A 22808-nucleotide genomic window follows, 5' to 3' on the forward strand; every position below is an offset into this window, starting at 1 on the left:
TAAGGAAATAACCATGACCCGCCAACTCCGCCTTGGCACCATATTACATGGTGCCTCAGGAAATATGTCCGCCTGGCGCCACCCGGACGCCGTTGCCGATGCCAGCATTAATCTTGAGTTTGTCAAAAGCGTGGCGAAAAAAGCGGAAGAGGGAAAACTCGACTTTATTTTTGTCGCCGATGGGCTGTATATCAATGAGAAATCGATCCCCCACTTCCTGAACCGCTTTGAGCCGCTGACCCTGCTCTCCGCGCTCTCCGGCGTCACGCGCCATCTGGGGTTGGTCGGCACCCTCTCCACCAGCTACAGCGAGCCGTTTACCGTGGCGCGCCAGTTCGCCAGCCTCGATCACCTCAGCGCTGGCCGGGCTGGCTGGAACGTGGTGACCTCCCCGCTGGAAGGCTCCGCGAAAAACTTCTCGCGCCCGCAGCACCCCGACCATGCGCTGCGCTATCGCATCGCTGACGAGTACCTGACGGTGGTCAAGGGGCTATGGGACTCCTGGGAGCAGGACGCCTTCGTGCGCGACAAGGCCAGCGGCCAGTTCTTTGACGCCAGCAAGTTGCACACCCTTGACCACCACGGCGACTTCTTCCAGGTGCAGGGGCCGCTGAACATTGGCCGCACGCCGCAGGGCCGCCCAGTGATATTTCAGGCCGGTGCCTCTGAGGATGGCAAAAAGCTGGCGGCGCGCCATGCGGATGCCATCTTCACCCACCACCCGACCGTCGAGGAGGCACGCGCCTTCTACTTGGATGTGAAACGTCAACTGGTGGAGAACGGCCGCCGCCCCGAGCACCTGCACATCTTCCAGGGCGTGAGCGTGATCGTCGGTGACAGCGCCGAGGATGTGGAGCGCCAGTATCAGCAGACGGCGCAACTGGTCTCCATCAAGGATGCCCTCAACTATTTGGGCCGCTTCTTTGACCACCACGACTTTAGCCAATACGCGCTGGATGCCCCCTTCCCGGAACTGGGCGAGATTGGGCAGAACAGTTTCCGCAGCACCACGGATGAGATCAAACGCAATGCGCGTGAGAAGGGGCAGACGCTGCGACAGGCGGCGCTGGAAGCCGCCACGCCGCGCCCGCTGTTCCACGGCACGCCAGAACAGGTGGCAGATGGCCTCCAGCACTGGTTTGAGAGCGGTGCGGCCGATGGTTTTATCATCAACGGCGGTACGCCCGTCACCTTCCCGCGCTTTGTGGAGAGCGTTGTGCCGCTGTTACAGGCACGCGGCCTGTTCCGCACCGAATATACCGGCACTACCCTGCGTGACAACTTTGGTCTGGATCAGCCAACCAACCAATTCGCCCAATAACAATAAGAGTGAATCGCTATGCAGAAACGTTTCCTGCTCTCCGCCCTGACCGCCGCGCTGCTGTTTACGGGCGTCACCTATGCCGCTGTCCCCAGCATTGACGTCAAGGCCAATGAGGTGCCGATCAACGTGCCGAAAAACCCGGCCGCCGTGGCGCAGATCCCTGCCGGTTATCACTTCGCCGTACCGGGCAAGTTCACCGTGGCGATCGCCGCGCTCAACTCGCCGCCGCTGGCGCTGTTCGCCGAGGACAACAAGACCCTGATCGGCAGCGAGGCAGATATTGCGCGGCTGGTGGCCGACAGCCTGGGGTTGGAGCTGAACATTGTGCCCACCTCCTGGGAGGATTGGCCGCTCGGCGTGGCGTCCGGCAAGTATGACGCCGCCATCAGCAACATCACCGTGACCAAGGATCGCAAGGAGCGCTTTGACTTCGCCACCTATCGCAAGGATTCGCTGGGCTTCTATGTGAAGTCCACCAGCGCCATCCAAAAGCTGGACAAGGCGGAGGATATCGCTGGCCTGCGGATCATCGTCGGCTCCGGCACCAATCAGGAGGCGATTTTGCTGGGCTGGGATGCTGAAAACCGCAAGAAGGGGCTGAAGCCTTTCACCCCGATCTACACCAAGGATGACGCCGCCCAGACGCTGGCGCTGCAAACCGGCCGCGCGGACGCCTACTTTGGGCCGAACGTGATTGGCGCATGGAAAGCGGCGCTGACCGGCAAGACGCGGCTGGTCGGCACCTTCGACGGCGGCTGGCCCAAAGCGGCGCACATCGCCGTGACGCTGAAAAAGAACAGCGGTCTGGTGGAGCCGGTCAATACCGCGCTGAACGGCGTGATTCAGGCCGGTGCCTATAGCCAGGTGCTGGATCGCTGGGGGGAAGGCGTCGAGCGGCTCGACAAGTCTGAGATCAACCCGCCCGGCCTGGGTGACTAAGGAGCAGATATGACCATGACATTCCGTGATGTCTCGCCGGAGGATGCGGCGCTGCAACCAATTATCACCGGCCTGTTTGGCGAGTATGAGGCGCGCTACGGCGACTTCTTCTCCCGTAGCGCCGAAGAGGAACTGACCGAGTGGTACTTGCCGCCGCACGGGCTGTTTATCGTGCTGGAGCAGGCGGGCGAGTTGGTGGCGATGGGGGCCTACAAGCCCTTGGATGCCGACACCGCCGAGCTAAAGCGCATCTGGACGCGGCGTGACCTGCGCCGTCAGGGGCTGGCGTTCAAGGTGGTGGCGGAGCTGGAGCGCCGCGCCCTGCTGGCTGGCTACCGCAAAACCTACCTTACCACCGGCTTCCGCCAGCCAGAGGCGGTGCGCCTCTACCTGTCACAGGGGTATGAGCCGCAGTTTGACCTCAGCCGCGACCCGGAGGAGTACAGCCAGCCGCCCCATGACGGACGCTTGCGGTTCACCAAAGTGTTGGGCGAGAGCATCGCCCCGTCGCAGGCGGCGCACGCCGGGGAGGCGGGATGAAGCAGCATGAAACCTTGCGCGTGGTGCCCGCGCGCTACCCGCTGCGCCTGCTGGGCGCGGCCTTTACCCTGTTCATCGCCGCCGCGGTGGTGCAGTCCGTGGCCTTCAACCCGCGCTGGGAGTGGAGCGTCTTTGCCCGCTGGTTCTTCGATCCGATTATCCTTGAGGGACTCCAGCAAACCCTGCTGCTGACGCTGCTCGGTTCGCTGTTCAGCCTGATCCTCGGCACCGGGCTGGCGCTGGCACGCCTTTCGCCCTCCTGGCTGCTCTCCGGGCTGGCCTGGGCCTACATCTGGCTGTTCCGCTCACTGCCGCTGGTGGTGGTGCTGATCGTGCTCTACAACTTCTCCTACCTCTATGACACGCTGTCGCTCGGCATTCCCTTTACCTCGTTCTCGTTGGGCAACTACCCGACCATTGATGTGCTCGGCCAGTTCCCGACCGCCGTGGTTGGCTTGACGCTGGTGCAGTCGGCCTACACCGCTGAGATTATCCGTGGCGGCATTCTGGGCGTTGACCACGGCCAGTTTGAGGCCGCCGCAGCGCTCGGTTTGCCCGGCCGCCACCGCACTTTCCGCATCATCCTGCCGCAGGCGCTGCGCACCATCATTCCCACCGCCTTCAATGAGATCATCAGCCTGGCGAAGGGCACTTCGATTGTCTATGTGCTGGCGATGCCGGAGCTGTTCTACACCATCCAGATGATCTACAACCGCACCCAGCAGGTGATCCCGCTGCTGATGGTGGGCGCGGTGTGGTATCTGGTGATCACCAGCGTGCTGTCGCTGTTCCAGTACTATGGCGAACGCTGGCTGGCGCGCAGTTCCCGCCGCGAGGCCCGCCCGGCGCTGTGGCAAAAACTTCGTCTGCGGTTTGGCCGCGCCCCTCTTGGCCCGGTAAGGAGCTAACCATGTCTGAAGCGATCGATTACCACGCGCAGCCCGCGCGCGGCCACATCTCCATTACCAACGTCACCAAATACTTTGGCCGCCACAAGGCGCTGGATGGGGTGTCGCTGGAGTTGCCGCCGGGTTCGGTGACGGTGATCCTCGGCCCCTCCGGCTCCGGCAAATCCACGCTGTTGCGCGCCATCAACCATCTGGAGCGGGTCGATGAGGGCTTTATCCAGATCGATGGCGAGTACATCGGCTACCAGCGGCGCGGCAACCGCCTCTATGAACTGAAGGAGCGCGCCATCCTGCGCCAACGCACCGAGGTGGGGTACGTGTTCCAGAACTTCAACCTGTTCCCGCACCTGACGGTGCTGGAGAACATCATTGAGGCACCCATCGTCCACAAAAAGCAGACGCGGCCAGAGGCGATTGCGCGGGCACAGGAATTGCTGGAGAGCGTCGGGCTGCGGCACAAGGCCGATGCCTGGCCGCGCCAACTCTCTGGCGGCCAACAGCAGCGCATCGCCATCGCGCGGGCGCTGGCGCTCAACCCGCGCGTGATGCTGTTTGATGAGCCGACCTCCGCGCTGGACCCGGAGCTGGTGGGCGAGGTGCTGGATGTGATCCGCCGTCTGGCGCGCTCCGGCGTCACGCTGGTGGTGGTGACCCACGAAATTGGCTTTGCGCGTGAGGTGGCTGACCAGATCGTGTTTATGGTGGATGGCAAGATCGTCGAGCAGGGCAGCGCCCGGCAGGTGATCAATGCGCCGCAGCATCCGCGCACCCGCCGTTTTCTGGCCAAAGTGCTGTAGGGGGCCGCATGAGAAACGTGATCCTCGGGCTGCTTGCCCTGCCCGCGGCCTGTGCGTGGGCAGCGGCTCCCACGCCCCTGATTGACCTGGCTGCCAACCAACAGCCCATCCACACCGCCAAAAATCCGGCGGCGGTGGCGCTGATCCCGCCCGGTTTTCACTTTGCCGTACCGGGCAAGCTGACGGTGGCGGTCAGCGCGCTGAACGCGCCGCCGCTGTCGGTGCTGGCGGATGACAACCAGACGCGCATTGGCAGCGACATTGATGTCGCGCGCCTGCTGGCGGATGGGCTGGGGCTGGGACTGAATCTGGTGCCAGCCTCCTGGGAGCAGTGGCCGCTGGGCATCAGTTCCGGCAAATATGATGTCGCGCTGTTCAATATCGCCGTGACCAAGGAGCGCAAAACCCGCTTTGACTTCGCCACTTATCGGCAGGATACGCTGGCCTTTTCGGTACGCCGCAACAGCCCCATCCACGCTATCAGCAAACCGGCGGATGTGGCCGGGCTGAAGGTGATTGTTGGTTCCGGCACCAATCAGGAGAATGTGCTGCTGGGGTGGGACAGGCAGAACCGTGCCGCCGGGCTGGCCCCGGCCCAGCCGGTCTATGTCACCGATGATGCCGCCGCCAGCCTGGCGCTCCAGTCCGGCCGGGTCGATCTCTATTTTGGCCCACACTCGACCGGTGCCTATAAGGCGGCGTTGACCGGCCAGACGCGGCTGGTGGGCAACGGCCCGCAGCTGGCACAGGTCGCTGCCACTACCCGCAAGGGGAATGGGCTGGCCGCCGCGCTGAGTGAGGCGATCAATGGCGCGATCGCGCGCGGTGACTATGCACGGGCGATCGATCGCTGGGGCGAGACGGAGGAGAAAATTGAGCGTTCGCAGGTCAATCCGCCCGGTATTGGTGATACGCCCGCCAGCGAGAGCGCCAATGCCGGTTAAAAATTGCACTTAATGAAACAGAAGCGGCGGCCTTAACCCCAATTGGCCGGGCATGATGGTTTCCTGCCATAAAAGCGATCTTTATCCTGTTTAGTCGCTATAGTGTCGCAAATTCAGCATGTTATGATGCGATAGCGTTCTAAGGATAAGGATAACACCATGCATAAGGCCGCTCTTTTTCTGCTTGGCGCCGTGGCGCTGACCGCCTGCGACAACCGCGCGCCGGAGAGGGTCAACCCTTCATTGGCCAGCCTCTCCAACATTTTTGGCTTTGACCCACTGCTCGGCAAGGTGAGGGCCTTCTCGCAAATCCAGAAAGATGAGTCCGGCAAGATCACCGCCGATATTCGCGGCACGCTGGATGAGCAGGGCTGCGTGCAGGCACTGCGCGCCTTCCAGCCGCAGATGGATGTGGATGTCGATCTGGTCAAGGAGGGCGACTACTTTGTCGATCGCGCCAGCCATAAAAAGCTCTACCAACTGGATGCGCACTGTCGGCTGGAGCGTACCATTGACGGCAGCCTGCTCTATCGCAAGGACGCCAAGGGCTTTGTGACCGAGGTGGTGAAGACCGCCAACGATGACAGCTTCGCCCACTACAGCTACGACGAACTTGGCTTCCCGCGCACCACGCTGTTCCAAAGCCCGCTCGGCAAAACCGAAATTGAGGTCAAAGATGACGCCCCCGCCCACAAACGGCTGGATGCGACCACCGAGGCCAAAGTGGACGGCAAGCCAGCCGGCATCAACAAGATGTCCTGCCGCTATGACGAGCACGCCAACCCGCTGAGCTGTTCCGCCACCATCACCGCCGAGGGTGACTATGGCAGCGCCGGGCTGAGCTACAACCAGACCTACCAGACCAGCTACTACTGATCGGCCTGCGGCAGGTGCGCTGGCAGGTCGATGTCCCACAGACAGCCGGGATCGTTTACTGCCACCGCCTGCGGCGGCGCGTCGGCCAACAGGCTGCGTGCGCCCTGATCGCCGCGAAGCTGGCACAACGCGGTAAACAGGGCGGCGCCAAAGCCGACCGGATGGCCAGCCCGCCCGTGGTAAAAGGCGCGCGCGCTGGGGGCCTGATCCAGCGCCGAGGCCACCTGCCGATAGGTGTGCGGATGCAGGGCAGGCATGTCCGCCAACGCCACCAGCCAGCCCGGCCACCGCGCGGTGGCCGCCACGCCAGCGGCGATTGACTCCCCTAATCCGCCGCTCGCCACACAGTGATATTCCGCTCCGGCGGCCTGCGCCAGCCGGTGCAATGCCTCATCCTCCGGCCGCACAATGACGCGCACCGGTAGGCCGCTCGCCTGTGCGTGGCGCAGGCTGCGGGCAAACACCGTTTCGCCATCGCCCAGTGAGGCCAGCAACTTGTGCTGGCCGCCGCTGGCCTTGCGGTAACGGCGACTCAGGCCAGCGGCCATCAATAAAATCCCTGCTTCCATGACGCTTCCCCTCGCTTTTTGGTGCGGTTTGCCCGGTGCCAATGGCGAATTCCGGTGACTCTTTATGCAGATTCGCTATGATGCCGGGCGACCGTATTCATTAAATGGTACGGCATAACAGTTGTTGACCGCCCCACCGGGGCATTGGCCTGCGCCACCATGCGGCAGGTGACTTTGATGACGGAGAGTGTGTTATGGCCATTGAGATCACCCGTCCTGCCGGACTAAAGGACGCTGACTCGCTGCTTTACCGCAAGATCACCTGGAAGTTAATCCCGTTTTTATGCCTCTGTTACCTCGCGGCCTATCTGGATCGCATCAATATCGGCTTCGCCAAATTGCAGATGGCCAGCCAACTGCAACTGAGTGAGGCCGCCTTTGGGCTGGGTGCTGGCCTGTTTTTTGTCGGCTATATCCTGTTTGAGGTGCCGAGCAACCTGATCCTGCAACGCGTCGGTGCCAAGGTGTGGATCGCGCGCATCATGATCACCTGGGGGCTGCTCTCCGCCGCCACCCTGCTGGTCACTACCCCCACCCAATTCTACGTGCTGCGCCTGCTGCTCGGGGTGGCGGAGGCGGGTTTCCTGCCCGGCGTGCTCTACTACCTGACGCTCTGGTTCCCCTCCCATCGGCGCGGCCGCATCATCGCCCTGTTTATGATTGGCCTGCCGCTCTCCAGCGTGGTGGGCGGCCCGCTCTCCGGCTGGATCATGAGCCGCTTTGACCTGTGGCACGGCCTGCACGGCTGGCAGTGGCTGTTCCTGTTGGAGGGCGTGCCGAGCATTCTGCTTGGCCTGCTGGCGTTCCGCCAGTTACCGGACAGCTACCATCAGGCGGCCTGGCTGGATGCCGAGGAGAAAGCCCAAGTTGGCCGCGCGCTGGCAGCGGATGAGGCAGACGCTGGCCCAGTGCGCGCGCGCTTTCGCGACGGCTTTTTCAACCTGAAAGTCTGGATGCTCGGTGGCATCGACTTCTCCATTCTGCTCAGCGCCTACGCGATGGGGTTCTGGATGCCGACCTTTATCAAGACTGCTGGCGTTACGGATCTGACCCTGATTGGCCTGCTGACCGCGGTGCCCAGCCTGGCGGCGTTGGTCGGCATGTTGCTGATTGGTGCCAGTTCGGACTACCACCGCGAACGGCGCTGGCACATCATCGTGCCCTTTATGGTCGGTGCCGCCGCCATGGCCGCCAGCACCTTCTTTACCTATAACGTCACCGCCACCGTGCTGCTCTTTTCGCTGGCGCAGGCGGCGATCATTGGCGCGGTGCCGGTGTTCTTCAGCCTGCCCGGCACCTTCCTGAAGGGCACCGCCGCCGCCACTGGCTTTGCGCTGGCCTGCTCCCTCGCCAATATCGCCGGGCTGGTCAGCAACTCGCTGATGGGGCTGGCGTTGGATCTGACCGGCAAGAGCGGTGGCGCGCTGTGGGTATTTGCCGCCAGCCTGCTGCTCAGCTCTTTGCTGGTGGTGGCGCTGCCAGCCAAACTGGTCAATCGCTAACCCCCGTCTAACCGGCCCCCGTGGGCCGGTTTTTCGGCCATTCCCACCCGTTTTATATAGTTAAATCTGACTACTGTTCAACGCAGGTGAAGTTATATCTTAACGCCACTTTTCCCGCCGTTGGCCGCCCCGCCGCTGTTTTCCCTTTATTCTGGCTTATCTATTCCGTTTAGCCCTTTCTTATCAGGGGGATAAAAGTATAGCCACTTGCCACAACTCTGAAACATCTTCTTGAATCGTGTCGTTAATAATGATAATAATTATCATTAGATTTAAATAATGTGAATTGATCGCATCCACGACCCCATGAGGCCGCGGGCGATATTGCCTGACTCACACGCGTTGCTCTTTCTGTTTAACTCGAAAAGATTTTTATAGGGATTATGAATATGTTGTCGGCTTTTAATTTGAAGCGCTCCAGCCTGCTGTGTTCCCTCGCGCTGTTTGTGCCCTTCGCCTCCCTCGCGGAAGATACTGTTGTCGTCACGGCCCAGCCTGCCGACACCGCTGATGCCCCCACGCAGGGCTACACGGCAAAAACCAGCAAAAGCGCCACGAAAACCGATCAACCTCTGATTACTACCGGCCAGGCAGTGTCAGTCGTGACCCGCCAGCAACTCGATGACCAGAACGCCACCACCCTCAATGCCGCCCTGAACTATACGCCGGGCGTGTTCACCAACTTTGCTGGCGGCGCAACGCGTTATGACACCATCTCCCTGCGCGGCTTCCACGGCGGCGACGTCAACAACACCTTCCTCGATGGCCTGCGCCTGCTCAGCGACGGCAGCAGTTATAACGCCTTGCAGGTTGACCCGTGGTTCCTGGAGCGCATTGATGTGGTGAAAGGCCCCGCCTCTGCGCTGTATGGCCAGAGCATCCCTGGCGGTGTGGTAATCGAGACCACCAAGCGCCCACAATTTGCCTCGGAAGGCCATTTCCGCCTCTCCGCCGGTAACTTCAATACCAAGGGCGGCGCGTTTGACTACACCGGTGCGATCAATGACCAGTGGGCGTTTCGCCTGACTGGCATGACCCGCAGCAGCGATACCCAGTATGACCACCAGCGCGAGGAGCGTTACGCCATCTCCCCGCAACTGCTGTGGCAACCGGATGAGAACACCTCCCTGCTGTTGCGCGCCTACCTGCAAAAAGATCCTTCTGGCGGCTACCACTCCGCCGTGCCCGCCGATGGCAGCCTGTATGGCGACCGCCTGAGCCGCGGTTTCTTTGATGGCGAGAGCAGCCACAACGTCTTCAAGCGTTGGGAGCAAATCTACAGCTACGAGTTCCAGCACGCCTTCAATGACACCTGGTCATTCCGCCAGAATGCCAGCTACACCCACTCCAATACCAAGCTGGAGCAGGTTTACGGCGCGGGCTGGAATGCCGATCGCAGCGAGATGAGCCGCTACTACTCGGGTGAGGACTCCACGCTGGATGCGTTCGCCATCGATAACCAGCTGGAAGCCGATTTTGCTACCGGTATGCTGGAGCATAAGGTGGTGCTCGGTTTCGACTTCCAGCACTTTAGCAATGACGCCTCCTCTGAATACGCGACTGCCACCTACCTTAACCCCTATACCGGGGAAACAGGCGGTGATGCGCTCTCGATTTACAGCAGCACGCACACCAAAACCCAGTACACCCAGACGGGCGGCTACCTGCAAGATGATATGAAGCTGGACAGATGGCACCTGACGCTCTCTGGTCGCTACGATCGTATGAAGACCAAGACGGTGACCGATGAGACCAATGCCGTTGACGAGCGCAATGATGATCACTTCACCGGCCGCAGCTCCCTGCTCTACGCCTTTGATAATGGCATTTCGCCATACATCAGCTATAGCACTGGCGTCACCCCTGCCACGCTGAAAGACGCGAGTGGAAACCTGCTGAAACCGACCACCAGCGAACAGTATGAAGTGGGCATCAAGTACCAGCCGGTGGGCAGCAAATCGCTCTACACCGCCGCGCTGTATGACCTGACGCAGAAAGATGTCGCCAACCGCGTGGTGGTGGGCAGTTATAACGTGCCGGTGGGCAAAATCCATTCGCAAGGGCTGGAGCTGGAAGCGCGCACCCCGATCACCGAACACTTCAACATCATCGCTGGCTACACCTACAACAAGGTGAGATTCAAGGACGCGGTGGATGGCAATGACGGCAACACCCCGTATGTGACGCCGAAACAGATGGCTTCCCTTTGGGGCCAGTACAACTCCCCGATTGGCCTGGATGTCGGCGCGGGCGTACGTTATATCGGCACCCAGTGGGCGGATAACGAAAATACCCTGCATATGCCTTCCGCCACACTGTTTGACGCCTCTGTCCGTATGAACCTGGCCCAATTCAGCCCCGAGCTGAAAGGCGCGTTCGTGCAGCTCAACGTCAATAACTTGACCGACAAGAAGTATGTCGCCGCCTGCTACGGCACCGGCTACTGCTACTGGGGTCAGGAGCGTACCGTGGTCGCGACCGTCGGCTACGATTTCTGACGCCTGATGCAACAAAAAGCCCGGCTAATGCCGGGCTTTTTTATTCCTGCGCCTAGCGCCCCTCGTAACCATCCCAATAGGCACCGGTGATCTCCTGCACAAAGATCTGCTCGTTGCGCTTGTCACGGCCCTCTTGGTAGGTGTGGTTGATGAATTGCGACGTGCGCCCTGCCCTGGTCAAAAATTCATCAGTATGGAAATAGGCGATCCGCTGGTCAGCCGTGGCGCGATCCCTGCCCGCCTGTTTGTCCTCTTTGCCCAGCTGGTAGAAGTAGTCAAACATCGGCACCGCATTTTTGATCGAGTCCGCCACCAGCATTCGGAATTGCGGATCGCTGTCATGGCTGGTGGCAAAGATATAGTGCCGGGCGTGTTGCTGTGGGGAAGTCTTCGCGGTAGTACAGGCGCAGAGCGCCAAAGAGAGTGCAATGGTGAGCGTCTTCTTCATTTCCTTTGTCCCAAATCTCCAAAAAACGGCGACAGCCTACCATTTTGTAAATAATTTATTAAGTTCAATGTGTTAATGTGAAAAAAATCCCGCATCTAGGAGGGATGCGGGAAGATCCAGTCGGTTTTAGCCGTGCTCGACCTCACAATGGCTGACCATTCGCCAGTCGGAAGGCAGCACGTTCAGCCCGCCGGTAACCCGCACCGTGGCGCGGCCACGGATGTCCGCGCTGGAAGCCCCCACCTGAAGTTCAAACTCGCCCGGCTCCACCACCCGCCGCCCTTGGGCATCGGTGAAGTTGAGCATGTCGGTCGGCAGCGTGAAGGTCAGGGTCGCGCGCTCGCCCGGCTGCAAGGTGACGCGCTGGAAGGCTTTTAGCTCCTGTACCGGGCGCACCAACGAGGCCAGCGTGTCCCGCACGTAGAGTTGCACCACCTCACTGCCGGCGCGTGGCCCGCTGTTGGTGATGCTGACCTGCGCGACCACCTCACCGTGGCGGTTCTCTACCTGCGCCGCGCCGAGCCGCAGATCCGAGTAGTCGAAGGTGGTGCCGCTCAGGCCATAGCCGAAGGGGTAGCGTGCGCCGAACTGGAAGGCGATGGGCGTGCCGCCGCTCTTCAATTTATGGTTGTAGTAATAGGGCATCGCACCGGCGCTTTTCGGCACCGAGACCACCAATCGCCCGCTGGGGGCCTCGCGGCCACTGAGCAAATCGGTGATGGCGTGGCCGCCCTCCTGCCCCGGCGCGAAGGCCACCAGATAGCCAGCCAGCCGATCCTCCAGCCCGTTGAGGTAGTAGGGACGGCCGCTGGTCATCACCACCACCGTCGGGGTGCCGGTCTCCACCACTGCTTCAAGCAGCGCCTGCTGCACGCCGGGCAGTTGCAGGCTGTCACTGTCAGAGCCTTCCCCCACCGTGCCGCTCTGGAACAGGCCCGCCAAATCGCCCACAAATACCAGCGCCACCTCGCTCTGGCGCGCCTGCTCCACCGCGGCGGCGATCAGGCTGCGATCCTGCGACACCGGCGAGCGCTGCAACGGCTTGCCGCTGTCGCCGGGAAACACCGGCGCACCGGCCTGACGCTGCTCCAGAATGTGGCACCCTTTGGCATAGCGGATCGCCCCCTCGCCATACGCCTGCCGCAGCGCTTGCAGCGGGGTGGTAATCTGCTCTGTCTGCGCCGTCATGTCGCTGATGATCAGGTGCACCGGGAAGCTGTAGCCGCTCAGCAGCGCCAAAGGATCATCGGCAGTTGGCCCAATCACCGCGATGCGCTGCCCGGCCTTCGGCAACAGCGGCAGGGTGCCATCGTTCTCCAGCAGGGTGATGCCGCGCACCGCCGCCTGCCGGGCGAGCTGGCGGGTCTCCTGTTGTTGCAACGCCACCTGTGACTCCTCCACATAGGGGCGTTCGAACAGCCCCAGCCGGAATTTTTCCGTCAGGATGCGCGCCACAATCTCATCGATTTTGTCGGCGGAGATCAGCCCGCGCGCCTGCGCCTCTGCCAAATGGCGGGCGCAGTCATCTTTCGGCAGCTCAATATCCAGCCCGGCGTTGAACGCCAGCGCCGCCGAGGCCGCCCCGTCTGCACTCACGCCGTGGTGCTGGTGCAGCAGGCTGACGCCGCCGTAGTCCGCGACAATCAGGCCGTCAAAGCCCCAGCGCTCGCGCAGCACTTCGGTCAGCAGGAAGTGGTCGCTGTGGCACGGCTGGTTGTCAATGTCATGGTAGGCCGGCATCACCGAGCCAGCGTTCGCCAGTTTGACCGCCATTTCAAACGGCAGCAGGAAGGTGTCATTCAACTCGCGGAATCCCAGGTGCACCGGCGCATGGTTGCGCGCCCCCTCACTGAAGGAGTGGCCGACGAAGTGTTTCAGCGTCGCCAGCAAATCGCGGTTTGGCCCCTGCAAGCCGCGCACATAGGCGGTCGCCATGATGCCCACCAGATAGGGGTCTTCGCCGAAGGTCTCCTCGGTTCGGCCCCAGCGCGCATCACGCGAGACATCCAGCACCGGTGCCAACCCCTGATGACAGCCGATGCTCTTGGCTTCACGGCGGATCGCGCCCGCCACCTGTTCGATCAGCGCCGGATCCCAGGTCGCGCCGTAACTGAGCGAGGACGGAAACAGTGTGGCGTCGCGGCACAGCAGCCCCACCAGACACTCCTCGTGGAACATCGCCGGGATGCCCAGCCGCGTCTCCTCCACCAGACTCTTTTGTAGCCGGTTGAGCGCCCTCACGCCCTCATGCGCCTCCACAATGTGGGTGCCGAGCGGCCGGGTGATCTGCCCGATGCCCCGCTTCAGGCGCGTGGCGAGATCGCCCTCCCCCTTTGAGCCTATAAAGCTGTCACTGAGGTCGGTGCGGCTGCGGTGATCACCCTCCGCAGAGAGAATCAGCCAGAGCGCGTGCATCTGGGCATACTTCTCCTCATCGGTCATGCGGGACAACAGATCCTCTACCCGCGCTGCAATCGGCTGCGAGGCATCTTGATAAAGATGGGACATACTCTCTCCTTATATAAGGTGGGCGGAATCAGGGGCCGCTACCGTGGCTGGCGATTGAACGTCACGTTTCTTCGCCAACTCATCGGCGATGTCGCGCACGTAACGGCTATTGAGCTTGTAGATGAACAGCAGGGAGCCCATCACCATAAACAGCAGGGAGGGCACCAGCGTGAACAGCGCATTGATGGTGGTGGTGACTTGGGCGGGTTGTTGCGCGGTGGCAGGCAGGTAGTCCACCATGCCCAGCACCCAGCCCACCACCGCCCCGCCCAACGCCAGCCCAAGCTTGATGGCAAACAGTGCCGTCGAGAAGACCAGCCCATCCATCCGGCGGCCGCTGCGGTGCTCCTCATAATCCACCACATCCGAGAACATCGCCCACTGCAACGGGGTGCCGAGGTTCTGCACAAAGCAGAACAGCACATTCACGCCAAAGATCAGCCAGACGGCGTTGGGCGGCAGGAAGAAGATCGCCGCGCCAATCACCACATAGGTGGCAATGGTCCAGCGGAAGGATTTCACCCGGTCAAAGCGGCCAAGCAGGGTTTCCGAGAGCAGCGCGCCAAACAGCGCCGCCACCAGACTCGCCACAATGAAGGCGAACACCAGATCCGGCCGCAGCATCACATATTTGACGTAGTAGATGGTGGCGGAGCCGCGCGTCACCACTGCCAACAGCAGCAACACGTTAAAGGCAAAGACGATGCGCCACTGGTGGTTCTGCCACAGGAGCTTGAGATCGCCCCGCAGGGTATGGCGCGTGTCGCGCGGCGAGTGGTAGCGCTCTTTGGTCATGGCGAAGCAGCAGAAGAACAGCACCACGCCCAGCAGCCCCATCAGGCTCATGGCATAGAAGTAGCCGCGCCGGGTGTCGCCATCGCCCAGCCAGGAGACCATCGGCAGGGCGATGACCGTCACCACCAGCCCGCCGATAAAGGCGAGCGCGAAACGCCATGACTGGAGCGAGTGGCGCTCGCGCGGATCGAGCGTCAAAGAGCCGGGCATGGCGCAGTAGGGGACGTTGATCGCCGAGTAGACCAGACTCAACAGGCTGTAGGTCACGCAGGCGTAGAGCGTTTTTAGCGTCGGTGATACATCCGGCACGTAGAAGGTGATCAGGCAGCAGACGCCAAACGGGATGGCCATCCACAGCAGCCAGGGGCGAAACTTGCCGTGCCGCGTCTGCGTGCGATCCACCAACGAGCCGATGCAGGGGTCAATCAGCGCGTCCACCGCGCGCACCACCAGAAACATGGTGCCCATGACGGTGGCAGGCAGGCCGAAAACATCCGTATAGAAGTAGGCCAGAAACAGGGTGGCCGTTTGCCAAACCAGCGCGCTGGCCATATCGCCCAGGCCATAGCCAATCTTGTCACTGAGGGTCAGAGCAGGGTAACGGGTCATATTTATCTTCTCGTCTAGGGGTCAAAAAGATAACGGCCTGTGGCCACCGCGTTATTTTTTGACGGCGCCCGTTTCGCTGGCGTCACTGCTGGCGAAACGGGCTTCGTGGTGATGGTCTGAGGGCAGGCCGGGCCTGCGCATTCGGGAAGAAGTATGGCGTTGCACCTTTCTTTGCGACAATTGAGAAAATTAACAGCTTGTTTACGTTTTCTTGCTTTATTTACGCTTTGTGACCGAGCGCAACCCTACCTGTTGTAAGAGACTGGCAAGACATCAAATATTCCAGAGTCCTCTCTTAAAGCGTGAGGTCAGTGAGGGCTGTTATACTTCCTGACAGGTTAATTAAATTGTTTGATTAACAAACAGTGGCGGCCGGTCAATAAACCTTTATAATCTCTGCCCGCAAATAGGATGGGTTACCTGTTTGAACCTGGAACGCGACCTTGTAAAACGACACTTAGCAGTCGGGCCTGATGCCCGGCTGTAACATCAACCACCCTGCCAATCTGGCATTAACAATCAACGAAAAGACATTATGAGCATTCGCGCGTTATTCACAGTGATCTTCGCAGTGGTCGCCTATAGCCAGGCAGCCTTTGCGGTAGTCTATCCGCTACCGGCCAAGAACAGCCGCCTGGTAGGCGAGAACATCGTTATCGATGTGCCGAACGACAGCACCCAACCGCTGGAGCATTTTGCCGCCCAGTTCCAGATGGGTCTGAGCAATATGATGGAAGCCAACCCCGGCGTTGACCCGCTGCTGCCGAAAGCCGGTAGCCAGCTGGTGATCCCCCAGCAATTGATCCTGCCGGACACCCCGCGTGAAGGCATCATCATCAACAGTGCTGAAATGCGCCTCTACTACTACCCGAAAGGCACCAACACCGTAGTGGTACTGCCGATCGGCATTGGTGAGCTGGGCAAAGACACCCCGGTTGACTGGGTGACTTCCGTACAGCGCAAGAAAGATGGCCCGACTTGGACACCAACCAAAGCCATGCATGCTGAGTACGCGGCGCGCGGCGAAACCTTGCCAGAGGTCTTCCCGGCAGGCCCGGACAACCCGATGGGCCTCTATGCGCTCTACGTTGGCCGCCTGTATGCCATCCACGGTACCAACGCCAACTTCGGCATTGGCCTGCGCGTCAGCCACGGTTGTGTGCGTCTGCGTGACAATGACATCAAGTGGCTGTTTGAGAATGTGCCAGTCGGCACGCGCGTCCAGTTCATCAATGAGCCGGTGAAGGCTACCGTAGAGCCGGACGGCTCCCGCTATGTGGAAGTCCACAACCCGCTCTCTGAAAACGAAGAGCAGTGGAAATCCAAGGATCCGGTGCCCGTGTCCCTGACCCCGGTGGTGAGCAAGGTGATCTCTGATGCCAGCGTCAACACCTCTGATGTGGATCAGGCGATTGAAACCCGCTCCGGGATGCCGGTGAAGGTCAATGGCCTGCATGACGCGCAGCCTGCGCAGCCGGAACAACCGGAAGCACAGCCTGAAGCCGTGCCGCAGCCGCCGGTGATCCAACCGGTCACAACCGAGCCAACCGCCCCGGCTGAAACCCAGCCTGCGGTGACCGAGCCAAGCGCCGGTTAAGCATTTACCCCTCGATGACGGGAGCCAACAGGCTCCCGTTTTTTTTCTCCCGCTCCGCTTTGCTACGCTTAAGGTAGTTATCCAAGCCCAAGGAGCGCCATCGCTATGCCCTTTCCTCCCTTCAATTACGAGCAGGACTTTACCACCATCGATTTTCGCCAACACCCGGAGCTGTATCAGGTTGGACGCGGCGAACAGGGCGTATTGCTGGTGGAACCCTATAAAAGCGAAATTTTGCCGCACTGGCGCTTTCGTACCGTGCCGATTGCCGAGGCCTCCGCAGAGGCGATTTACCAGCTGTTTGAGGCGTACCGCCAGGCAGATGACTTCGTCGGTATGGATATGGCACGCAAATTCATCCAGATGGGTTATACGCGCGCACGCCGCTATGCCAACCATAAGGGCGGGCGTAAATATGATCCGCAGGGCGAGGTGTTGCCCTACAGCGTAAATGAGGAGAAAGCGGCGGCCGCTGCCGTGTTCAAAGCCTATTGGGACCGGTTACGTGAGGATGAGGATTACCTACGGCGTAAAAAAGCCCATCAGCAAGCCTATGGATAATATGACGGCTGGCGGCCTTTGCCGGTCGCCACTGTTAGCCAGGATAACACGTATAATCATTGTCTTAGCCCAGCCCTACCGCGCATAAACCTGCATTTTCGAAAGTCGCCATGGGTCGGCGAGCCAGACATATCGGCGGCGGGCAGCGTAAGAAAGGGTAAATAGCCCATTATTTATTGCTGTTGAGTTCAGGTTTAACTATTCCGCTTATCCTGCCCATTTTTCGCCTCTGGCCGCAGATTATTTGCCGCTGACCACGCCAGTGACTTATCCAGACAATAAGCAATATGTGCTAATCGTCACGAAAGCAGAACCGGCTGGCATGATTCCGCCTGTGAATAATCCCCTGCTGGCAATTGCATTTAAGGGCGAAGGTTGGCGTGACCGGCCTGATGTTGCAGCCAAACCAATATTAATCTGCCCGGTACGCGTTACCGTTTTTGCTATATAAATGCGCGTGAGGGAAATAAAATTTTTACGCTTTTTTTTACAATCAACCTTTGCCTAATAGGGGAAGTTATGTTTACAATTATAATCAAAGAAACAACGCGACATCGGTCACTCAATAGTATGCGCGTTATTACTGGTTTAACTAAACTAATGGATATGATATGAGCGATACTTTGAAGGTTCTGAACAACATTCGTACTCTGCGAGCACAAGCGCGTGAAGTTTCTTTGCAAGAGCTGGAAGAGATGCTTTCCAAGCTGGAATCCGTTGTCTCTGAGCGCCGTGACGAAGAACAATCCATGCTGGCAGAGCAGAAAGAGCGTGAAGATAAGCTGGCTAAATACCGCGAAATGCTGCTGGCCGACGGTATTGATCCAAGCGATTTGATGGCTATCGAAGCCAGCAAAGGTAAAACCGGTAAAACTAAGCGTGCACCGCGTCCGGCTAAATATGAATACACCGATGAAAAAGGTGAGCAAAAGACCTGGACCGGCCAGGGCCGCACCCCAGCAGCCATTAAAGAGGCGCTGGATGCAGGTAAGACTCTTGAGAGTTTCCTGATCAAGCAGTAAAAATTTCTTAAAAATGAATGGCTTCATGCTGTACCTGTCATATCCTTCACAGCAGGCAAATGCCTTTCACGTTTAAAGTATTTTATTAAGCGGCCTGTGTTCACAGGCCGTTTTTTTATCGTTACTTTCTAAGAAAAATTGAGTTTTTCAGGCTAACCTGTCAGGTCATAGATGCCATTCCCCGCGCACTTATCCTAATTTTTCTGTTTGATGCAAATATATCATTAAAAAACCTGTGCTTTTTTATCTATCAATGTAAGCACTTCCCTGCAGCGCGTAAAAAGCATTGCTCATCACCAGGCGGATACAAAATTAGGGTTATTCTTACTCTGACAATAATGTTAACAACTTAGCCTTTTTACTTATCAAATCGGGTAAATTCAGAAATCTCCCATCGGGCCATAGCCCCGGTCATCGAAAATTTTGGCGGTTCGCTTACTGGTCGAATTATGACGTGCCAAAATAATCCAATGTTAACATTGGCACATCCGGCCCCAGCGAAAACGTACCTGGCCACGAAACGGTTATCAGCGTTCGTTTCCCTGTCAGGCTTTTTTTCAAAAACAGTAGCCCGGTTTGCGTAATCTTATCTGAATAGATACCGGACATACTGCGCCTCTCGATGCCCGCTTATGCCGTTATTACCTCATCTTCGGCCCAGCCCTTTAAAATGACCAGCGATGGGAATGCATCAATTGCGCTCACCGGCAGGCTTATATCGTAAACAGTACCTGCCATTGTGTAGAAAATGTCCAGTCTGATATTTTGGTTAAATCGCGCTACCTAGGGATTTGATATCCTCTATGCTTGATGCAGCGCTCCGCCAGGTAGGCGTTTTGTTTCCCGGCAAAAATGTTCTTTATGCGCGATCCCCTTGAATCACACAGGAGCACGTAATGGCCCTTCCCTATGCGCTGATTGCAGAAGCAATATCGTGGCGCCATGAATTTCATGCTTACCCGGAATTGGGTTTTCAGGAGCATCATACCTCTCGGCGGATCGCAGAGTTATTGGAAACCTTTGGCTTTGAGGTGCACTGTGGCCTGGCTGGCACTGGCGTGGTAGGCACGCTTAGAAACGGCCCTGGTGCGACAATTGGCCTGCGGGCAGATATGGATGCCCTGCCCATTCAGGAACGCCTTCAGCAGCCATACAGCTCCACGCTTGCGGGCCACATGCACGCTTGCGGCCATGATGGCCATATGGCGATGTTATTGGGCGCGGCCAGACACCTTAGCCAGACGCGTCATTTCTCCGGGACGCTGCATCTGGTTTTTCAGCCGGCTGAAGAGAATTTGGCAGGCGCACGCAAGATGATTGAGGATGGTCTCTTCCGCCTGTTCCCGATGGATGCCATTTTTGGAATGCACAACTGGCCCGGATTGCCACAGGGGCACGTCGCGCTCAACAATGGTGCCATGATGGCCTCACTTGATACCTTCGAGGTAACGTTGACTGGCAAAGGTTGCCACGCTGCTATGCCCGATGAGGGCGCGGATCCGCTGGTCGCAGCTGCCGAGCTGATTTTGGCCCTACAGACAATCCCAGCAAGGCGTTTATCCCCTCTTGATTCCGCGGTCATCAGCGTGACTCAACTTAGCGCTGGCGAGGCCATCAATGTCATTCCAGAACGCGCAGTATTGAAAGGAACGGTACGCTGCCTACATGCCAACGTCCGTGACCGGGTGGAGACACTGATTGGGGAGTTCGTTACCCATCTGCCACGGTCGTTTGGTGTGCGAGGGGAGATGCACTATCAACGCGGTTATCCGGTGACACTCAACCATGCAGACTGGGCAGAGAAAGTACGTTGTGTCGCAGAGCGGGTGGTCGGCAAGGATCATGTTCACTGGGGAACCAATCCTTCTATGGCGTCGGAGGATTTTGCCTTCATGCTTCACGCCTGCCCCGGTGCCTATTTCTGGTTGGGTGCCGACAAGGCAGCGCCCTCCCCTCCCCTGCACAGCGCATGTTTTGATTTCAACGATGATTCAATTGAAACAGGCATTGCCCTGTGGGTAGAACTGGCGGAACAGCTTTTACCGCATAGGCTTGTTGATCAGGCAACCCCCTTTCCCAGCTGAGCATCACCTGCGAATCCTATAATCCCAAGATTACAGGATTATGGGATTATGGGATTGTGGGATTGTGGGATTGTGGGATTCTAGAAGCATAGGCATACAGAAAATCTTTCCACATAGCATGTGCGGCCGCAGCCAGGCTGGTTTGATGACAAAATGTTCATTGCTGTAACGTATAGTGGGCCAAAAAAGATAGGTGGAGAAATTTCCTGTCATCCTGTCATCCTGTCATCCTGTCATCCTGTCATCCTGTCATCCTGTCATCCTGTCATCCTGTCATCCTGTCATCCTGTCATCCTGTCATCCTGTCATCCTGTCATCCTGTCATCCTGTCATCCTGTCATCCTGTCATCCTGTCATCCTGTCATCCTGTCATCCTGTCATCCTGTCATCTCAGGATGCTGGGATTCCAGGATTCTCGCTGTCAAGCAATAATCCTGTAATCTTGGAATCCTGTAATCATAGGATTATAAGATGCTGTGATGCTGTGATGCTGTGATGCTGTGATGCTGTGATGCTGTGATGCTGTGATGCTGTGATGCTGTGATGCTGTGATGCTGTGCAAAGGGTTCTCTACTGCATCCGGCCTGACAAGTGATACTTATCCAACGAGTATCCCGTAATCCTGGGATTATAGGATTCTATGATGCACGTAGGCGTAGCCATGTTCGCGAGCAGCAATGGGGGCATAGTGCCTACAGAAAATCCTTCCACCTTGGCCTGATCACGCCGCAAACGCCCGCTGTGCGCGGGCGGCGCCATGCCTTTTCCATCACCGCGATCAATGAGTCATTAGGCATTTCAGACCTTGTCGCTTCTGTACACTAACCTTCCGATTCTGCCCAAAAACTAAGGTGGAGAGATTTCCTGCTTCCGAAAAAATTCGATTCTTTGCCAACAAACTATTTTCCGTAAAAGATTCCATAATCCCAGGATTCCGTAATCTTTCATATTGTGACGTTTTCATGACAGGCGAGTTTTTTTCATGGCCGAAAAGTGTCATCGGGCGAGGATTCCAGCATCTTAAAATCCTGCAATCCTGGGATAAATATAAATTTTTTTGGCTACAAAAAACGATCAGAAAATTCACTAAATTGGTTTGGGCAGGAGCATGAAATCGCTCCACCTTAGCCACGCATGGAACAGGCAATACCCGCCTGACTGCCTGCCATTTCAAGTGCGAGAAAGCCCGGTGACTCGGCTTTGCCCACCCTCCAACGAGGATTCCATAATCCTAGGATTCCAGGATTATTAAGGCAATTATTTTACGCTCAATGCAGGTAGAATCAGGCTTGATCACAGAATCCTGTAATCCCAGAATCCTAGGATTCTGTAATCATTGCCATTGAACCCCTTGATAACTTTCTTTATAGTAAGCGCTTCGTTCCCGCATCCTGTAATCCTAGGATGAGAGAATCACAGAATCCTGGAATCCTGAGATTATGAAGGTGAGCTCATGGCAGCAAAAATCATCTCTTTCCTGAACGGAAAGGGTGGGGTAGGGAAGACCACAACCTCCGTCAACGTCGCGACCTGCTTGGCGAGACAAGGTCACAAAGTCGTGATGGTGGACACCGATCCCCAGGGCAGTATCAGCAACTGGTACGAAGAGGAAAAATGCCAATTTGACCTGGCGGAAGCGGCCTCTGAAAAAGAGGTGTACACCGTTCGCAAGCAGCTCAAAGAGTATGACTACGTCATCATCGATGGCGCGGCGGCCATCTCTGCCATCTCCTCTGCGGCCGTGATGGTGAGCGATCTGGTGTTGATACCTGTGACACCCTCTCCCCTCGATTTTGCTGCATGTGGTGCCATCCTGGCGGTGGTTGAAGCGCGGGAGAACCTCCAACCTATCGTTGCGCGCTTCCTCATCACCAAAAAAGTGGCTTCTGCCAAGATGCTGGAAGTGCTGAAAGAGTCGATTGCGGACACCGGCGTGCCTGCGCTGAAAACCGGTACGACCCAGCGTCAGGTCTATATCCGCACCATGCTGGATGGTGGCACCGTCTTCGACACCACAGATGGCAATGCCAAGGGTGAAATCGAGATCATCACCAAAGAGATTCTGGAGTTGCTCGCATGAAGATGAAACTTGGTCAACACAAGCAGCTGGCACCCGCCTTAGATGCGGTTGCCAAGCCCTCAGCGGCGCAGAAGAAGCTACAGACGAACATTGACGAGGATCTTCATCGTCGCTTCAAGACGACCTGTTTCCTGAAGGATCGTGAGATGCGCGATGTATTAACCGAATTGATCCAGGGTTGGCTTGCCCATAACGAGCAGTGATCGC

At 58.3% G+C, this 22808-nt stretch carries 17 protein-coding genes and 2 pseudogenes; 15 read left to right on the forward strand and 4 right to left on the reverse strand.

The features are described 5' to 3' along the window. Positions 1 to 7: 7 nt before the first annotated feature. From C1N62_RS23635 to C1N62_RS20595, 7 genes and pseudogenes are all read left to right on the forward strand, one after another. Positions 8 to 1388, forward strand: a pseudogene (locus C1N62_RS23635) (LLM class flavin-dependent oxidoreductase); the annotation flags it as partial. 53 nt (positions 1389 to 1441) lie between these two features. After that, a pseudogene (locus C1N62_RS23640) lies at positions 1442 to 2263 on the forward strand (ABC transporter substrate-binding protein); the annotation flags it as partial. Between the two features lie 9 nt (positions 2264 to 2272). Then, a complete protein-coding gene (locus tag C1N62_RS20575) occupies positions 2273 to 2803 on the forward strand; it encodes a GNAT family N-acetyltransferase (RefSeq protein WP_137765591.1) in 531 nt (176 codons plus the stop codon). Next, entirely contained in the window at positions 2800 to 3711 is a 912-nt protein-coding gene (locus tag C1N62_RS20580) for an amino acid ABC transporter permease (protein ID WP_137765592.1), read from the forward strand. Before C1N62_RS20575 ends, C1N62_RS20580 begins: the two co-directional genes overlap by 4 nt. Before the next feature lie 2 nt (positions 3712 to 3713). Beyond that, a complete protein-coding gene (locus C1N62_RS20585; protein WP_137765593.1) occupies positions 3714 to 4508 on the forward strand; it encodes an amino acid ABC transporter ATP-binding protein in 795 nt (264 codons plus the stop codon). An 8-nt stretch (positions 4509 to 4516) separates the two neighbouring features. Then, positions 4517 to 5452: a transporter substrate-binding domain-containing protein gene (locus C1N62_RS20590; RefSeq protein WP_137765594.1), complete on the forward strand. Its 936-nt coding sequence runs from the start codon at positions 4517 to 4519 to the stop codon at positions 5450 to 5452. 159 nt (positions 5453 to 5611) lie between these two features. Continuing rightward, a complete protein-coding gene (locus C1N62_RS20595) occupies positions 5612 to 6328 on the forward strand; it encodes a YnfC family lipoprotein (RefSeq protein WP_137765595.1) in 717 nt (238 codons plus the stop codon). Here C1N62_RS20595 and C1N62_RS20600 read toward each other — a convergent pair. Beyond that, positions 6322 to 6897 (reverse strand): NTP transferase domain-containing protein, encoded by a 576-nt coding sequence (locus tag C1N62_RS20600; RefSeq protein WP_137765596.1) that lies wholly within the window; start codon positions 6895 to 6897, stop codon positions 6322 to 6324. The genes C1N62_RS20595 and C1N62_RS20600 overlap by 7 nt on opposite strands. 194 nt (positions 6898 to 7091) lie before the next feature. Here C1N62_RS20600 and C1N62_RS20605 point away from each other — a divergent pair, with 194 nt between their 5' ends. Continuing rightward, a complete protein-coding gene (locus C1N62_RS20605; protein WP_137765597.1) occupies positions 7092 to 8399 on the forward strand; it encodes an MFS transporter in 1308 nt (435 codons plus the stop codon). 389 nt (positions 8400 to 8788) lie between these two features. Beyond that, positions 8789 to 10897, forward strand: coding sequence for a TonB-dependent siderophore receptor (locus tag C1N62_RS20610; protein WP_137765598.1), 2109 nt, complete (start codon positions 8789 to 8791; stop codon positions 10895 to 10897). A gap of 52 nt (positions 10898 to 10949) precedes the next feature. On the opposite strand, the gene C1N62_RS20615 is transcribed toward C1N62_RS20610, so the two are convergent. From C1N62_RS20615 to C1N62_RS20625, 3 genes are all read right to left on the reverse strand, one after another. Then, entirely contained in the window at positions 10950 to 11345 is a 396-nt protein-coding gene (locus C1N62_RS20615; RefSeq protein ID WP_137765599.1) for an Exc2 family lipoprotein, read from the reverse strand. A 126-nt stretch (positions 11346 to 11471) separates the two neighbouring features. Further along, positions 11472 to 13853, reverse strand: coding sequence for a glycoside hydrolase family 3 N-terminal domain-containing protein (locus C1N62_RS20620; protein ID WP_137765600.1), 2382 nt, complete (start codon positions 13851 to 13853; stop codon positions 11472 to 11474). A 9-nt stretch (positions 13854 to 13862) separates the two neighbouring features. Beyond that, positions 13863 to 15257 (reverse strand): MFS transporter, encoded by a 1395-nt coding sequence (locus tag C1N62_RS20625; protein ID WP_137765601.1) that lies wholly within the window; start codon positions 15255 to 15257, stop codon positions 13863 to 13865. A 535-nt stretch (positions 15258 to 15792) separates the two neighbouring features. Here C1N62_RS20625 and C1N62_RS20630 point away from each other — a divergent pair. The 6 genes from C1N62_RS20630 (at position 15793) to C1N62_RS20655 (ending at position 22804) form a co-directional block, all read left to right on the forward strand. Then, positions 15793 to 16854, forward strand: a complete 1062-nt coding sequence (locus tag C1N62_RS20630) for a L,D-transpeptidase family protein (protein WP_137765602.1) — start codon at positions 15793 to 15795, stop codon at positions 16852 to 16854. 105 nt (positions 16855 to 16959) lie between these two features. Beyond that, positions 16960 to 17415: a DUF4385 domain-containing protein gene (locus tag C1N62_RS20635; protein WP_137765603.1), complete on the forward strand. Its 456-nt coding sequence runs from the start codon at positions 16960 to 16962 to the stop codon at positions 17413 to 17415. Positions 17416 to 18026: 611 nt separating this feature from the next. Further along, positions 18027 to 18437, forward strand: a complete 411-nt coding sequence (locus C1N62_RS20640; protein WP_137765604.1) for an H-NS family nucleoid-associated regulatory protein — start codon at positions 18027 to 18029, stop codon at positions 18435 to 18437. 896 nt (positions 18438 to 19333) lie between these two features. After that, positions 19334 to 20521 carry a M20 aminoacylase family protein gene (locus C1N62_RS20645; RefSeq protein ID WP_137765605.1) on the forward strand — a complete coding sequence of 396 codons (1188 nt, stop codon included), beginning with the start codon at positions 19334 to 19336 and terminating at the stop codon, positions 20519 to 20521. Between the two features lie 1453 nt (positions 20522 to 21974). Beyond that, positions 21975 to 22601 carry a ParA family partition ATPase gene (parA, locus tag C1N62_RS20650; RefSeq protein ID WP_137765606.1) on the forward strand — a complete coding sequence of 209 codons (627 nt, stop codon included), beginning with the start codon at positions 21975 to 21977 and terminating at the stop codon, positions 22599 to 22601. Beyond that, complete coding sequence (locus C1N62_RS20655; RefSeq protein ID WP_137765607.1) at positions 22598 to 22804, forward strand: plasmid partition protein ParG; 207 nt, start codon at positions 22598 to 22600, stop codon at positions 22802 to 22804. Before parA ends, C1N62_RS20655 begins: the two co-directional genes overlap by 4 nt. Positions 22805 to 22808: the final 4 nt, after the last annotated feature.

This window comes from Nissabacter sp. SGAir0207 (assembly GCF_005491205.1).
In the GTDB taxonomy this organism is placed as follows: Bacteria; Pseudomonadota; Gammaproteobacteria; order Enterobacterales; family Enterobacteriaceae; genus Chimaeribacter.